The 16109-nt window shown below is 42.8% G+C and carries 13 protein-coding genes; 2 read left to right on the top strand and 11 right to left on the bottom strand.

Going from position 1 to position 16109, the window contains the following annotated elements; genetic code table 11:
• Window positions 1–4: 4 nt before the first annotated feature.
• The 6 genes from sufU to MHI52_RS09715 form a co-directional block, all read right to left on the bottom strand.
• Window positions 5–436, bottom strand: a complete 432-nt coding sequence (sufU, locus tag MHI52_RS09740; protein WP_017689537.1) for a Fe-S cluster assembly sulfur transfer protein SufU — start codon at window positions 434–436, stop codon at window positions 5–7.
• On the bottom strand, window positions 426–1646 hold the full coding sequence (locus tag MHI52_RS09735) for a cysteine desulfurase (protein ID WP_017689538.1): 1221 nt from the start codon (window positions 1644–1646) through the stop codon (window positions 426–428). The genes sufU and MHI52_RS09735 overlap by 11 nt, the downstream gene beginning before the upstream one ends.
• Window positions 1643–2947 carry a Fe-S cluster assembly protein SufD gene (gene sufD / locus MHI52_RS09730; RefSeq protein ID WP_237176150.1) on the bottom strand — a complete coding sequence of 435 codons (1305 nt, stop codon included), beginning with the start codon at window positions 2945–2947 and terminating at the stop codon, window positions 1643–1645. The genes MHI52_RS09735 and sufD overlap by 4 nt, the downstream gene beginning before the upstream one ends.
• Before the next feature lie 25 nt (window positions 2948–2972).
• The gene (gene sufC, locus MHI52_RS09725; protein WP_036609931.1) at window positions 2973–3755 is read right to left on the bottom strand and encodes a Fe-S cluster assembly ATPase SufC; all 783 of its coding nucleotides are present in this window, start codon (window positions 3753–3755) and stop codon (window positions 2973–2975) included.
• A gap of 379 nt (window positions 3756–4134) precedes the next feature.
• Complete coding sequence (locus MHI52_RS09720; RefSeq protein ID WP_017689541.1) at window positions 4135–4710, bottom strand: DUF1802 family protein; 576 nt, start codon at window positions 4708–4710, stop codon at window positions 4135–4137.
• Window positions 4711–4834: 124 nt separating this feature from the next.
• The gene (locus MHI52_RS09715) at window positions 4835–5296 is read right to left on the bottom strand and encodes a Dps family protein (protein ID WP_017689542.1); all 462 of its coding nucleotides are present in this window, start codon (window positions 5294–5296) and stop codon (window positions 4835–4837) included.
• Window positions 5297–5592: 296 nt separating this feature from the next.
• On the opposite strand from MHI52_RS09715, the gene mtnK reads away from it, so the two are divergent.
• Together mtnK and mtnA are read left to right on the top strand one after the other, a co-directional pair.
• Window positions 5593–6810, top strand: coding sequence for an S-methyl-5-thioribose kinase (mtnK, locus tag MHI52_RS09710; RefSeq protein WP_405159376.1), 1218 nt, complete (start codon window positions 5593–5595; stop codon window positions 6808–6810).
• Between the two features lie 23 nt (window positions 6811–6833).
• Entirely contained in the window at window positions 6834–7907 is a 1074-nt protein-coding gene (gene mtnA / locus MHI52_RS09705; protein WP_405158936.1) for an S-methyl-5-thioribose-1-phosphate isomerase, read from the top strand.
• 106 nt (window positions 7908–8013) lie between these two features.
• Here mtnA and MHI52_RS09700 read toward each other — a convergent pair whose 3' ends face one another.
• From MHI52_RS09700 to MHI52_RS09680, 5 genes are all read right to left on the bottom strand, one after another.
• Window positions 8014–8316: a YunC family protein gene (locus MHI52_RS09700; RefSeq protein ID WP_017689545.1), complete on the bottom strand. Its 303-nt coding sequence runs from the start codon at window positions 8314–8316 to the stop codon at window positions 8014–8016.
• Between the two features lie 546 nt (window positions 8317–8862).
• Window positions 8863–9624: a hypothetical protein gene (locus tag MHI52_RS09695; RefSeq protein WP_315372166.1), complete on the bottom strand. Its 762-nt coding sequence runs from the start codon at window positions 9622–9624 to the stop codon at window positions 8863–8865.
• A 1124-nt stretch (window positions 9625–10748) separates the two neighbouring features.
• Window positions 10749–12707, bottom strand: a complete 1959-nt coding sequence (locus tag MHI52_RS09690) for a DNRLRE domain-containing protein (protein ID WP_405158935.1) — start codon at window positions 12705–12707, stop codon at window positions 10749–10751.
• 11 nt (window positions 12708–12718) lie between these two features.
• Window positions 12719–14860, bottom strand: a complete 2142-nt coding sequence (locus MHI52_RS09685; protein WP_405158934.1) for an SPRY domain-containing protein — start codon at window positions 14858–14860, stop codon at window positions 12719–12721.
• Window positions 14861–14908: 48 nt separating this feature from the next.
• Window positions 14909–16075, bottom strand: coding sequence for a discoidin domain-containing protein (locus MHI52_RS09680; protein WP_405159375.1), 1167 nt, complete (start codon window positions 16073–16075; stop codon window positions 14909–14911).
• Window positions 16076–16109: the final 34 nt, after the last annotated feature.

Raw genomic sequence — 16109 nt, 5'->3', positions numbered from 1 at the left:
ATCGTTATTGTACTTTGTTCTCTTCGTCAATCCCTTTGCGTAATGCATTCCAGGCCAGAGTGGCACATTTGATGCGTGCAGGGAACTTGTTCACACCGGATAGGGCTTCGAGATCTTCATAATCGTCGAAATCGACTTCTTCACCTTTCATCAGTGAGGAAAAACGGTTAGCGATATCGAGTGCTTGTTCCATCGTTTTGCCTTTGACGGCCTCTGTCATCATCGATGCAGAGGACATGCTGATGGAGCAGCCTTCACCCGTATATTTGGCTTCCTGGACGATTCCGTCTTTCAGCAAAATTTGCAGTGAAATCCGGTCGCCGCACGTTGGATTGTTCAAATTCACCGTGACAGCGTCATTATCAAATGTTCCGCGGTTACGCGGGTTTTTGTAGTGGTCCATTATAACACGTCTGTACAGATCATCAAGTTGCATCGCCAAAATACTCCTTTGTCTGGATTAAGGCGCTGACAAGCCGATCTACATCTTGTTCGTTATTGTATAGATAGAAGCTGGCACGAGCTGTTGAGCTAACTTCAAGCCAGCGCATTAGCGGTTGACAGCAATGGTGTCCGGCACGAATGGCTACGCCACTCGCATCCAGCACGGTTGCCACATCATGTGGATGAACATCCCCCAGATTAAAGGTAACAACACCCACATGCCGCTTAGCTGGGCCATAGATGGTTAACCCATCGATCTCGGCCAGTCGTTCTGTTGCATAAGCTGCCAGCACACTCTCATGATGTGCGATCTCATCCATACCAATCTGCTCCAGAAAATCAATGGCAGCTCCCAACCCTACCGCACCTGCGATAATCGGGGTTCCACCTTCGAACTTCCAGGGAAGCTCTTTCCAGTTGGATTCGTACAGACCCACATCATCAATCATTTCACCACCGAACTCAATGGGTTCCATGGACTCCAGCAGCGCCTTTTTGCCGTAGAGTGCACCGATTCCGGTTGGTCCGCACATTTTATGACCGGATAATGCATAGAAATCACAGTCCAGATCCTGAACGTCCACCTTCATGTGAGGTGTGCTTTGTGCGCCATCAACAACGATGACAGCACCATTGCGGTGTGCAATTTCAGCAATTTGTTTCACTGGATGGATCAGACCCATAACATTGGATACATAAGCGATTGCTACAATTTTAGTATTGTTCGTAATCGTCTTCTCAACATCAGCCAATTCAATATGACCGTCAGGCTGAAGCGGAATGTATTTCAATGTTGCACCTGTCTCCTTGGCAACTTGCTGCCAAGGAATCAGATTACTATGGTGCTCCATTTGCGTGATAACAATCTCATCGCCTTCTTTGCAATTGGCGCGGGCGTACGATGAAGCCACCAGGTTCAGGGCTGTCGTTGTCCCGCGGGTAAAGATAATCTCCTGTGTACGGCGGGCATTGATAAACTTGGCTACCTTCTCACGTGCGCCTTCGTAAGCGTCCGTTGCACGGCTTCCAAGGGTATGAACACCACGGTGTACGTTGGAGTTCTCATACTCATAATAATGTTTGACTGCTTCAATCACAGCATGAGGCTTCTGTGAAGTTGCAGCACTATCTAAATATACGAGCGGGTGTCCGTTAATTTCCTGGTGGAGGATCGGGAACTGCTCGCGAATGGACGGATTCATTGTCCCAGCTTCTTCTCAATCAGGGACTGCAATTGGGTGCGCAGTGCTTCCAGAGGAATATCCGCCACCACCGGAGCCAGGAAGCCATAGATGATCAGGCGTTCGGCATCCGTACGGTTAATTCCGCGCGACATCAAGTAATGAATCTGCTCGGCATTGACTTGACCAACAGAAGCCGCGTGACCTGCTGTTACATCATCTTCATCAATAAGAAGGATTGGGTTGGCGTCTCCACGTGCTTTAGGGCTCAGCATCAATACTTTCTCTGTCTGCTGTCCATCAGCTTTGGTAGCGCCTTTCTCAATCTTCGTGATGCCGTTGATGATTGCAGAAGCTTCTTCACGCATAACTGCACGTGTAATCATCTGGCTTGGTGTATTCTTGCCGAAGTGACGAGCTTCTGTGGTGTAGTTGATTTTCTGCGAACCGGAACCTACAGCGATGACTTTGGAATCAGAACTTGATCCATTGCCTTTCAGCACGGTCATCGTGTTGCTCGCTGTGTCGCCATTGTTCATTTCGCCTACAATCCACTCGATGGAAGCATCATTCTCCAACACTGCACGACGGAATGAAACATCAGTTACATTCACACTCAGTTGATGAACCGATGCGAAACGTACTTTAGCACCGGATTTTGCGAATACTTCCACAACACCATTATGGAAAACAGGTGCGGACAATTCGCCAGATACATAGTTATCAACATAAGTTACTGAACTGTTTGCTTCTACAACAACAAGCACGTGAGGTGCAAACGTTGCAGATGCGTCGTCCGTAAGCAACACTGCTTGCAGTGGTACTTCGATTTCGACATTTTTCGGAACATACAGGAAGACCCCGCCATTCCAAAGTGCCGCATGCAATGCAGCGAGGGAATGCTCATCCGCTTTCACTGCTGTGTTCAGATATTGTTTTACCAGATCGCCATGTTCGCGAACCGCTGTAGCCAGATCCGTGAAGATAACTCCTTTTGCTGCCAGATCAGCAGACACCTTGGAGTATACCGTACCGGAATTGCGCTGGATAACCAGACTGCCTTCAGCTTGATCCTGAACCAGATCTTTGATAGAAGCAGGTACTTCTGTCAAAGAAGAAATGGCTTCACTTGTTTTATATGTTCCGTACTCGCTGACATTCCAGCGTTCGATTTTTTGTTTTTCCAGTTTAGGAAGCGCAAGCCCGCTCGCAAGCTTTAAAGCTTCAAGCCGCTGTTCGGTCAACCAGCCGGGTTCATTGTTGCTTTCCGACAAGGCGCGAAGCGCTTCAGATTCAACCGGAAGAATTGTTTGTGTAGTCATTAATTAATCCTCCTCCGTTTTGTCTTTACGCTTCTTGGCCTACAGTTTCGTCTGTAATTCCCAGCTCTGCCTTTACCCAGTCATACCCTTCCGCTTCCAAACGGTGAGCCAATTCAGGTCCGCCGGATTTCACGATACGACCTTGCATCATTACGTGAACATAGTCAGGCGTAATGTAGTTCAACAGACGTTGGTAGTGAGTGATGATCAGGAAGCCACGGTCTTCGCTCTTCATAGCGTTCACACCGTCAGCCACAATTTTCAAAGCATCGATGTCCAGACCGGAGTCAATTTCATCAAGTACTACGATTTTCGGATCAAGCAGCATCATTTGCAGAATCTCGTTACGTTTTTTCTCACCACCGGAGAAACCTTCATTCAGGTAACGGTGAGCAAACTCAGGGTTCATGTCGAGTTCTTTCATTTTACCTTCCATTTGACGAATGAACTTGATCAGGGAGATCTCGTTACCTTCGCCACGACGTGCGTTAATTGCACTACGCAAGAAGTCGGAGTTAGTAACACCTGCAATTTCACTTGGGTATTGCATAGCCAGGAAGAGACCTGCACGTGCGCGCTCATCTACAGCCATATCCAATACATCTTCACCATCAAGTGTAATTTTACCGTCTGTTACTTCATATTTAGGGTGACCCATCAATGCAGAAGCCAGAGTGGATTTACCTGTTCCGTTTGGCCCCATGATTGCGTGGATTTCTCCACCTTTCATTTCCAGGTTGATGCCTTTCAGGATTTCCTTACCTTCGATCGTCGCTTTCAGACCTTCAATGACGAAATTCGTAGCCATGTGTATTGTTTCCCTCCATTGATTAAATTGATGTTAGTTGTCGAAAACGAAAAAGCGCCTATTATATCTGAACAGGGCTTCCCCTGAATTTCTCCTGTACTCGAATCTTCAAAGCAAGAACACTTTAGAATAATTCTAAACTGATTCTCAATGATAATCAAGTCATTTCCTAAGAACCTTTGTCCATTGCATGAAACCTTATTCTTTCTGATTCTATAGTAAAAGACAAATTGAATCAAATCAGAAAACATCTTAAGCACAAATGCACAGTGAGAAAAATCACAGCAATTCAAGCTTTTATGCCATCTGCTGTACACTAATCTAAAAAAAGGACTCATCCATATTATGGACAAGTCCCTCCGTTAAATAATGTTACTATTTACAATTTGAGCATCTCGTTAATCTTCTGTACCTGTTCGTCAAAATCCGCAACGTCCACCACCGGCGTCATTTCGCGCGGCACCGGACCATTCGGAATAGAAATCCATGAACGGCAACCATTATATTCAGGCAGTACGGGGATTTCCATCGGTTCTTTCAAAAGGTACACACGTAAAATCAATACATGGAGCGGATCTTTCCGTTTCCATTTCAAACGGTCTTCGGCAAAATCCGCTGTCCACATATGAAAGTCAAGAAGTCGATCCAGCATCTCCTGATCTCGTATCTCCAGATCCTGCGTTACTTCGGCATATGCAGTAATACGGATTGTCGAAGCTTCGGGCACCCATTCGGCCAGTGATTCTTCAACATAGGATTGATCCGAGGACTTAATCAGTTCTTTACGCTGATGTTCATAAGTCGGATACAGGTAAAACGCTGGACTTTTCAGCTCAAAATGTCGGGTTTCCTCTACAATCCCGCCTTTGCGCATCACCATAATCTGGCGACCCGTTTCCAGTGCTTTGATTGCAGAAGCCCATTCTTTTAAAGCCGGTATCGTTGGTTCTAACATAAGCGGTCCCCTCCCCTATCGTTCTTGTCAGCAGTATAGACGCTCAGGGCGTTTCTGACAACATGATCCGGGCTCAGAAAGCTTACGTAAGAGACCATTTGTATTAGGCAAAATCTTACCTATATTAACCCAGGAAAGAGCGAAGCATCCACATGTGTTTCTCCAGGTCAGCCTTGAAACCTGTCAGCATATCGGATGTTGGTTGATCTTCAGCTGCATCTGCAACTTCGATACCTTCCTGATATTCATTCGAAAGTGTAGCGAAGTCCTCGATCAGGTTTTGCACCATTGTTTTTGCGTCTTCTCCGCCTGCTGCTTCCTGGATAGAGGAAAGCTCCAAATACTCTTTCATTGTAGCCGCCGGGCTACCTTTCAGCGTAAGGATACGCTCTGCGATTTCATCCATTTGTACTGTAACTTCGTTGTAGAACTCTTCGAATTTCACATGCAACGTGAAGAAGTTAGGTCCTTTAACGTACCAGTGATAGTTATGGATTTTAACATACAATACGTTCAGGTTAGCTACCTGACGATTAAGTACTTGTTCCACCGATTTTGCTTGATCTGTTTTGTTTTTTGTAGCCATATTAATCCCATCCTTTATTTAAAATTAGTCTGTCATGCCATGATAAGCAGGTTGTCCCGCAATGCATAACAGAGAGTTAATAATGTGTCACCACATGTAGTGGAGAGGCTTGTTAACGGCGTTTCTCTCAACCGTCCGGCCTATTTGTTTTTACCCTTGAACCGGAAGTTCGAATCAGGATCGACTTGACTTGTCTCAAAAAAAAGTTCAAAAACCGCGTTATTTCCGATATACTGACATATACCAAGCAAAGAAGTGGGTTTTCCTGTTTCTTCATATATATGGAGGTGGCACCTTTGTCCCAATATCGCCCGTTTACCCCCCAGGATGCAATTGAACTGGCCAAAACATTACCGGGTCCATTTGCGGCAGATGCGAATCTGGATTGTCACGAGATCGGCGATGGCAATCTGAATTTGGTATTCCACATCACGGATCAGAACTCCGATAAAAGTATCATTATCAAACAGGCGCTTCCTTATGCGAAAGTGGTTGGAGAATCATGGCCGCTCTCTCTGGTACGTGCCCGCATTGAACGTGAGATTCTGCAGGAAGAGTATCGTCTGTGTCCAGGGATGGTACCCGAAGTGTATCATTACGATGATGACCTCGCGTTAACGGTTATGGAAGATCTGAGTGATCATGTGATCATGCGTAAAGGCCTGATCGAAGGTGTTTCCTATCCTCTTTTTGCACAGCATATCGGGGAATTCATGGCAAGAACGTTGTTCTTCACATCAGACTTGGGCATGGATCAGCAATTGAAGAAGGAACAACAGGGCAGATTCATTAATCCGGACCAATGCAAAATAACGGAGGATCTGATCTTTGATGAACCCTACCGGATCGCTGAGAAAAATAATTATGATGTTTCCATTGAGGACGAGGCTGAAGCCCTCCGCACAGATGGAGAACTTCACCTTGAAGTGGCCTTACTGCGGGAAAAATTCCTGACACATGGGCAGGCATTGCTTCATGGAGATCTGCATACAGGCAGTATTTTTGTTACACCTGAATCAACCAAGGTCATCGATCCCGAATTTGCATATTACGGCCCCATGGGATTTGATGTCGGTGCAGTCCTTGCGAACCTGCTCTTGAATTACGCATCCCTCCCAGGATGGATTCAGGATGAGACTGCTTTGCGTGAGCGTGAGACGCTTTTGCTGAATATGGTTCGTGATGTATGGACTGAATTCGAATCTCGTTTCCGTGCCCTCTGGGTTAACGACCTCGTTGATCCGATGGCAAAAACGCCAGGCTATCAGGATCTGTATGTGCAACAATTGTTCAGAGATTCGATCGGCTTTGCAGGTACCAAAATGGTTCGTCGTATCGTGGGACTCGCTCACGTGGCGGATATAGATACGATTCCAAATGCAACTGAACGTGAACATGCTCAGCGTAAAGCGTTGTCCATTGGTAAAGCATTGATCAAGAACAATCGTCGCTTGAATACCATCGGCGAAGTACTGGATATTGTATCCACAGCTGTTACTACTACTAAGGCTTAACATAAGGAACGGAGGAACCACCCATGACAACCCCTGAATATCAGCCTCTGTCCTCTCTCATCTGGAAAAAGGACAAGCTTGAAATGCTTGACCAGCGTCTGCTGCCCGAAACGATCCTCATGTTGAAATTGTATACACCTGAGGAAGTATGGGAATCCATCCACTCCATGAAAGTACGCGGTGCTCCGGCGATTGGTATTGCTGCTGCATTTGGTGTTGTATTGGGTGCCAAATCATACGACGGAACAACCATTCAAGGTTGGTTGGACCACGTAAAATCCATATGTGCTCATCTGGCTACTTCCCGTCCAACAGCGGTGAACCTGTTCTGGGCATTGGATCGCATGATGCAAAAAGCAAATGAGGTCGTTGAATCCGGCCTGAGCCTGGATGAGGGCAATGATGCGCTTGAAGTAGAAGCTCTGTTGATTCAGAAGGAAGACGAAGAAGTATGCCGCATGATTGGCGAGAATGCACTGCCTTTGTTCGAAGATGGTATGGGTGTACTTACTCACTGTAACGCAGGCGGACTGGCTACGGCGAAATACGGTACGGCAACTGCTCCAATGTATCTCGCGCAGGAACGCGGCATTCACCTGAAGGTATTTGCAGACGAAACTCGTCCCGTACTTCAAGGTGCACGCCTGACAGCATTTGAGTTACAGCAAGCCGGCATTGACGTTACGCTGCTCTGTGATAACATGGCAGGCATGGTGATGTCCAAAGGCTGGATTCAAGCCGTTATCGTCGGAACTGATCGTGTTGCTGCGAATGGCGATGTAGCTAACAAAATCGGAACATACAGCGTGGCTGTGCTTGCCAAAGCTCACAATATTCCGTTCTATGTAGCCAGCCCATTGTCGACCATCGACTTGTCCACTCCATCCGGGGACCTCATTCCAATTGAGGAACGTGCTGCGGAAGAAGTCACTGAAGGATTTGGGAAACGTACAGCACCGCAAGGTGTTAAAGTATACAATCCAGCATTTGATGTAACGCCTAACGAATATGTAACAGCTATTATCACGGAAAAAGGCGTTGTTCGCGCTCCTTTCCAAGAAAACCTGGCTGCCTTGTTCGCGAAGGAAGAAGCTTAATTTAATAGAAAGCGTTCGTGTGTATAGAGGTGGGAGCTACGATGTGCCAGGCTCTGTATTACGGCGTTAAATAAGGGCTTCCCATAGGGAGCCCTTTTGTTAGTGCTTAGATCATTTTCAACAAAGCCTCTACACCCGTCATGCCAACCGTAATGCCCATGGCCTCGGCTTCTGTTGTCACCGACTCCATAGGTGCATGCAACAATTGCTCCAGTGTACGCACACCAACCGCCCGAGCTGCAATAATTTTGCGATCCCCGAGCTTCTCATTAAGTAATCCCACGTCGAGTGCTCCGCACATGATATATCCTTTGGATGTGTTAATAGTCAGCAAAGTTGTTTTGGGCAGTTTGACTTCTACCCCAACTAATACATGTTCTCCAACTACAATAGGCTCCATCGTCACCATAATTTCCCGATCCACCTCCTCTTCCACAGGTCACGATAATTGTATGCCTCATTCTGGATTGTCGTGTGGACACCTGCCGTGGTTGAGAAAATGTAGGTACTTACAGTTCAGACAGTGTTTGTCATGATACATTATAGAAGAATATGGAGGAATTGATATTTTGACTGCCAAGTATTACCTAAGAGTGGGAATGAGCATGATTATCGGACTATAAAATGGCTCAAAATGAATGGGGAAATTTCATAGGGAAATATCCAAACTTTAAAGAAACAGTGAACCGGCGAGATCTGTATCCTCCATTTGAGAGAGCGGTGCCTTTCATGAAAAACTCCTGAAGCAAGCCATTCAGATTTTCATTGGAAGCCCGCGGCCAGAGGACTAGGAGGAAGCAAAATAAACCCTGAGGTTTAACTGTAACCTCTAAATAATAAGACTTGATATCGTACAGCATGATCAATCATTTTTTGATGATAGTATAAATTTAAATTATACAAGGGGAGCACTCCCCCCCCTTGCGCATCACCATACCAAAAATTTTAACTATGATTAATACTTCACCCAACCATTGGTGGCATTCATATTTTTTTTAGTAGAAGTTGTATAGTAATACTTATTAGACGGTGTTGAAGCTTTAATGTTAATTCCTAATGTATCACTAACAAAACCTAAAGATGCGGTTGCTCGCATAGTCCAAGTCCCTGTGGTATTAAAGTATCCCTCTGAAATGTACCCCGGACTATTATTTGATGTCTCACTTAGAGTGAATCCTGGATTCCGATTTAGATGTCCTTGGATTACTTGAAGAGGCTTAACAGCTGCATTTCCATTGTGCTCCCAACTAACTGTCAAAGTTATTGTGGATGTATCTACACCAAATATGCTCAATTTCTCTGACCTGCTCACCGATGCCGCTTGATTAGCTCTAGCCGCAAAAGCGCCAGCTGATAATTGATTTGCTTGAACTTGATCAGTAGAACTGGACTCTATTTCAATTGGTATTTCTTGATTAGAGCTTTTATACGATGAAGTTTCGTTACCAGACAACATTTCGCTCATTGCATTTACATATTCTTCTGAAAAAATAAAACTTAAGAAAGCTTTTTGTTTAGTTGTGGGTAAACTATTAAACTGCTCTAATGTCTGAATAGCTCCAGTATCCCCATCATTAATAAGTTGTATCAAATACTCTGTATATTGCTCAGGTGTATATACTTCAGGTTCAGGAGTATCTTTCGCAGATGCCATGGATGCAAATATCGTTGTTACTAGAATTAGTGCAAGAGCACTCTTTGAGAATTTCCTTAACATTGAATCATTTCCTCCCATTTGGTTAATATATTAGTATTGGCATGGTGATTTATATATGTTACCATTAATTAGGTGATTTGAAACATTTATACTAAATTATCATCAAGAAGGTGGAGGATAATATGAAAAAATATACCCTACTATGGGCCGTTCTTGCTGTCATAGTAATACTAGCAATTATGTACATCTTTACTGATATAGCTTGAAAAAGAGATCATTGAATTTATTTCTCTCAAATGTCCTCCTCACGCTTTCAAGGACATTTATAAAAAGGATAATTGCAGTTGATTTATTTATTAAAAAAATGATTCCTGTGGTTATACCCATAGTAAGCTCAACTCGGATTTAAAAGTATACATTCGTTGTTACTTTTGAGTCCGATTACTTTCAGGTAGATTTCATAAAGTTAACAAAAGAATACCTGTTCTCAGATTAACACTAGAGTTTCAATATTTATATAAGACGAATCTCGTTGGTTAAGATTGTCGTGAGATAATTAAAGTTCTCCGTCACAATGACGGTGACTAGCACCTATATTAGAAATTGAAAGAGGTCGTTTTTAAGCAAAAACATAAACTTAATCTGCAATTATGCAGTAAACTTAGTAGTCCTATACTCGGTTTAATTTAACAGGTAGTATGTTGAACATACATGCTTTTTAGGTACACTAATCATATTTGAGCCGTGAAAACTGTATGTCATTGTGTCCAGCCTACCTTAAAACATTTGCTCATCATTCTTTAATCGTCTTATCTCCGTTAACTCTCTTCTAATTCCTAGTACACGTCTATGAAGTACACTTCGATCTATTGATTCAGCTACCGACTTTTTGAACTGGACATCCATATCACTTAATTGCTCCTGAGCTAGTTTCTTTTTATGTATTGGTTTAACTAGAACTTTTGTAGTTTCAGGCTTGATAGGCTTCAATCTTTTCTGCTTCATAATCTGTTCAAATACACTGTCCCCTTGATGCATGGTCTTCATTCCTTAATGTGTGATGAACACATTGTATCATAACGAGAAGACGACTGTTACACAATAAAGTACAGATGCTTAGGGATGGACATGAGCCTAAACGCAAAAAAAAGAGGGCCAACGCCCTCTTTGATGATGTACTCATTTTATAAAATGTAAAAATACGCTTGATTTCCTGGACTCTTCACAATTACTGTGGTCACTAAATCACCGGCATCCCGTTTACGGATACTTGTGATCGAATCTAACTCTACATTCGCAATAACTCTTGGTAAGACATACGCGGCCAGATCAGGCTTGGAAATTGTCACTTCAGTAGCCATATCGACAATCTGTCTCACATCTACTGTAGACTGCATATCCTTCCAATCTCGCACCTGAAGATAGCTATCCAAGTATTCTCTTTCCTTGATACTAATGTGTGCATCCAAAACATCCATATACTTGACCTCAATGCTGGAAAGCACATCAGGTCTTGAAATATATAATTGCCCAAGCTGTTCTTCCAAATAAGGAATCTCAAGACTGCCTGCCCTCTCATCATGATCTAATGCTCTGACTTGAAGAACACTATTCAGATCAGGGTTATTAACCCTAATCTCCGAAATCACAGTCGAATCACCGTCGTACATGACCGTAAGCAAAGACCCCAACGTTGAAGTTGCTTTTATATAATTGGAGACTTCCAATGAAGCATGAAGATCTGGTACGGATACAATTAAACTCGTATCCCGTCCATCATCGAGCAGCTGTGATATCGTTAACGTACTGACTAGAGACATTTGTCTATCTACCGTAATGACTGAAGTCAAGTCAGGATGAGACACTGCGATTTCTACAGTTTTTTCGTCGTCCAGACCTGTTCTAACGGCAAGATTACCGTCTGTATCCTTAGTTGTTCGTATAGTAGTAATGAACTGCGCATGAAGCTCGGGCTTAGAAATAGAAACCCATGTTTCCTTCTCTTCTGTCCTACTTTCAGCAATAGAAATGTTCGAATCCAGTTCCGCATCTATACGTTTAGCTACTATCAGATCTACATCCAGGTCCGGACGGCTGACTGCGATTACTTGAGGTATATCATGATGCATATGATCCTCATAGCGGTGGACGTACAACTGAGATTTGAGCCAGTCCAGCCCAATATCACTGTGTACAACTAACGTTGAAGCTATATCCTTGCGACCTGCACCATAAATAAAAATCTCACTTTCAATTTCGGTTCGACCGATAGAATAGATTTGAGAAGTGATATATTTGATCTGCAAAACAGGTGGTTTGGAAGACTCACGAGTGTTGAAATAAATCGGCGTGTTACCGCTAGACTGAATAATCAGTCCAACATTCGAAAGAATACCTTCTCTCCACATTCGAAGCAATGCCATCATATCAAACTCAACATAACGTTCAGTCGTATCCAGAATATAACTGGACGATAAGAGCTGAATGGACTGAGGTCTGTTCGCATACGTAATCCCGTACTCACGCCACAACGTATCAGGCTGATGCAGCTCAATGTGTGCTCCAGGTGCCAGGGTTCCTGTGTAATATAACCTCAATTTAGCGTCTTCCAGATATAACAGATCAGGTATTCTAGTATCCAAATCACCGAAATGTATAAACGATTCGAATTGCTCTATCTCGTCTCTACCGATCATCATACGCTGTGTATCACCAAAGTTGAGCGTCTGCAGGTGAGTTTGGCTTCGTGTGGTCGCATCAGCAACAGGCTTAAGATTAACAGTTACACGCGGTGCTTCCAGTAATTCATATTTGCCGTGTGCACGGTTATGTGGGCGAACGTACAACATGCCTTCAAGATCAACTTTGGATGCCGCTTGAATGGTTGCGCCCAGATCTCCTTGCGACCTGTACATCACCGATAGCGAATTGCTCAATTCCTGTGACCGTCTGACACGTACGGATACACTAGAGACGATCTCGGACACTTTTCTTGTAGCAGCTATTAGGGTTGAAGACAGTTCTTCATCCACCTGATTGTACAGGATATACTTTGCTGCAAAACGATTTTCCGGACTTTTAATATGTATATAACTATCTAATAGAGTCTCCCCGTTATTAATTCCACTCACTTCCTGTCTCATTGTATTGAGAGCTACACCCGGTCTGCTGTGACTTTCATTTCAAAATTGCCATTAGGATTCGGCTTGGCATGAATATCCGTTGCGATACGAATATAAAAATCGATGCTATCCTCCGGTTGAATCAGACCATAGGTCAGATAATCGATCGGAAGAAACGGGTCGGCCTGTCTGGATAATTGGACTTCAACACCATCCGTTTCGAATTTCTTATCCATCTCCAGGTAAACATGATCCACAGCATAACCAAGCAAGTTTTTGATTCTGACTTTCTTTGTTAACGTCGTCTGTCCGGCAATGATCACCCCATAATCAAGTTGTTTCAAAATACCACCAAAGGTATCTGAAAGAAAATCTCCAGACTCGTCCATAAACATTAATCCTGAATACGATCCGATAAACTTGATTTCCCGTGAGTCTACGGCACCCCAATAATCCTGAAATTCAACCTTCAATGTATTCTCTTCGCCAAAATTAACATTTCTCTCGTCAATATTGAGTTCAATATTGAATGGAGATGCTGCTAGTCGTGTAAAATTGCCATCCGCCGGATAATACGTTTTACCGTTCAACAAGACGCGGTATTTAACCTTGCCCTGATCTGCATCATCCAGCACACCTGTAAGTTTGTTACCAGAGAAGGTCAGGTCGATTGTGGCTGTGGTGTTTAACAGTTGCAGTGACATATCTCTAAACTCCACTGCATGTCGCGGTGCATCAACGACCATTTTCACTTCGTCAAGCGAATAGCTGTTTTCATAGTGCTTACTGCTATCGAAGTAGTAGGCAATTCGAGTTAAAGCTATTAGATCCTTTTCAGGGATGGCGTTGAGTGTGTCCAGGTTCATTCCTTTTCTTTTGAATAACGTTGTATCCTGGATATCCAGATCAAGCCACTTGTTGAAACGGTATGTCTTCCATGTGAGCCCTGAGTCGAACGAAGCAACCATTCTTAATATACCTTCCGGACTGTTCTCCGTTACTTTCGTAGCGACAACCTTTTTCACGTCTCCATATAACGCTATGTCTGTTGGTTGCACAATTAATTGCTCAAACGGTAGCGCGTTATACGTTAGCATTATGTCCCGATTTCCGGCGATTACCTCTTCGTCGTTGGTCCACGTAACCACGTCAAAATCTCCCTCAAGTTCATCCAATGGGGAGTAGTTAGCCGTGATATTCAGTTCCGCTGAGGTTTTGGAAGGATCGTCTGTATAGTATAGAACATCTACACTATCACCCAACTCGTCATATATTGTAAAAGGTTCGGTTTCGATTGTAATCGTTGATTCGGATTGATTTGGGTCATCGGTGTATTCAATGATTTTGATCTCTTTGTCTTCCCACTCTTCGGCTAGGGTGAAGAGATCAGTTTCAATGTTGAAGGATGCTTCTGTTTTGGTTGGATCGTCGGTATAGCAGCATAATTCGACTTCGCCAGTGAGTTGTGACCATGCAGATTCAAGTATGATGGAGATGTCTTTCATACCATGTGAAATATAGTCCTGCTCAGTTGCAACAGCTCCGATAGTATTCCATGAATTATCATAGTACTTATATTGACTATTATGAAAAAGAAAAACTGTATTTATGTCATAATAAGCGTATGCTTTATGTCCTGATGGTACTGGATATAAAAATGGCGAACCACCAAAATTAACTGTGAAAATATGAGAATTCGTTCCTCTTTCCTTAAATAGAGGGAGCACTTCTCCAAGTTCTTTTACATTGGTATGGCTTATACCCATACTTACACCATTTTTATAAAATTCAAGTTTTCCATTATCTAAGTCAAGAGCAACACCTATGACATTCCCGACCACCCAAGAGGTTCCATATGCCACATTCTCAGGATATTTATTTCCACCATTGCCATCGTAAGATCTCAATTGAAGAGCATTAGCAGTTGTACCAGTATAAGTTCCTGATGTTATGGGATACTCTTTAGAGGAAACACCAACAATCAAGTTAATATTGCCACTATCTAATCTAACTTCCCAATACCATTTCCCAGATGTCTTTCCATGTGTTGCACGTATGTTTGTAGAAACATTCCCGACATCTATCGCGCTTGTTAAATTTCCGTTAGTTAATATCCTAATGCCTACTGGATTATTCATGTCATTGGGGTTTAAAGTAACATCTAGTAGTGCCATAATCCCATCTCCTCTCTAAATTCTAAATCAAACAATCATTTCACATAGCTATGTGATCGACGCTTTCTTGATTGGCGTTTTGGATGTGTCAATTTTTTGTTTGAATACTTTTCCTGCACCTAATTGAGAATTGTCCTGAACAATCGCTTTCCTTTTATGGGTGTCTGAGTATAAATTAATTAATGAGGATTTTTCTATTCCATGACTTAGGAAGTTATTTTCTGAATAATCAAGACTTACCAAAGTGTTAATCTCTTTAGAATAAAATTGTACTTCAGACAGCGCAGTGTTTGTCGCTCCATTGTTTCTGATAATATACACTCTAAAAAATATAAACGATTTTTCATTGGTGAAGCTGAAGATTTTAGTTGTAGCATCGCTCCAACTTACTTCATTTTGTCTAATATCTAAATCAGTCCAAGATGATCCATCGTTTGACCCCTGTAGCATCCAGTCTACGGGAGCTGTTGTTTGTGTACTTGAAGATAAACTGTAGCGATCAATTAATACTGGCTCATTGAATTTGTATTGAATCCACTGAGGTAGACTCACAGATGTAGACCATCCTTGTGTATTCACTAATCCATCAAAAGCTTTCCATGAGTCAAAATTTGTACTCGCTATTGAACTAGCGGAAGATTGTCCATTGGTTGATGTATTGCTTGTCATTGGGGCGACAAGGGACTTAGAAGACATACTCTCATAACTGTAATACTGATCTTCTGATGAAATCAAGAATTTATTCGAATATGTTATATAATCAAAACCAATAGATAAAAGTACATTGTTATTAACTGTAGTCGGCATTATGTCGGTTGTTCCAGAATACATGGAATTGTAAGTAAGACTTAAACCTTCGCTTATCTGAAAAACCGTTGGAGTAGGGGTGTTTCCGCTACCAATAGGCGCACCATTCAAAAAATGAAATCCGATTAAATATTCAGTATTGGCTTCTAGCTTTACAGGAGCAAAAAAGTCTACTCTATACCATCCTACAACTCTAGTTGCTTCGGAAATGCCAATGCCATTTCCTATAAGTTGTCCACTCATAGTGTATATTCTCGGGGATGCCGTAGGAGAGGAGTTGGTGACTCCTCTGTACCAATACAAAGATGACAGTATCGTAGCCTTAGAGAATTTAAGTTTCATTGTCAATGTAGTTGTTGTTGTACTCCATTGATTGTTTGCTGTTGGAAATTTATAATTATATGAAATAATAATCGTCTCCTTTCAAAATAAAATAGAACAC

The organism is Paenibacillus sp. FSL H8-0283, assembly GCF_045040675.1.
Taxonomy (GTDB): domain Bacteria; phylum Bacillota; class Bacilli; order Paenibacillales; family Paenibacillaceae; genus Paenibacillus; species Paenibacillus amylolyticus.
This window is presented reverse-complemented; position numbering and strand designations above follow the sequence as displayed.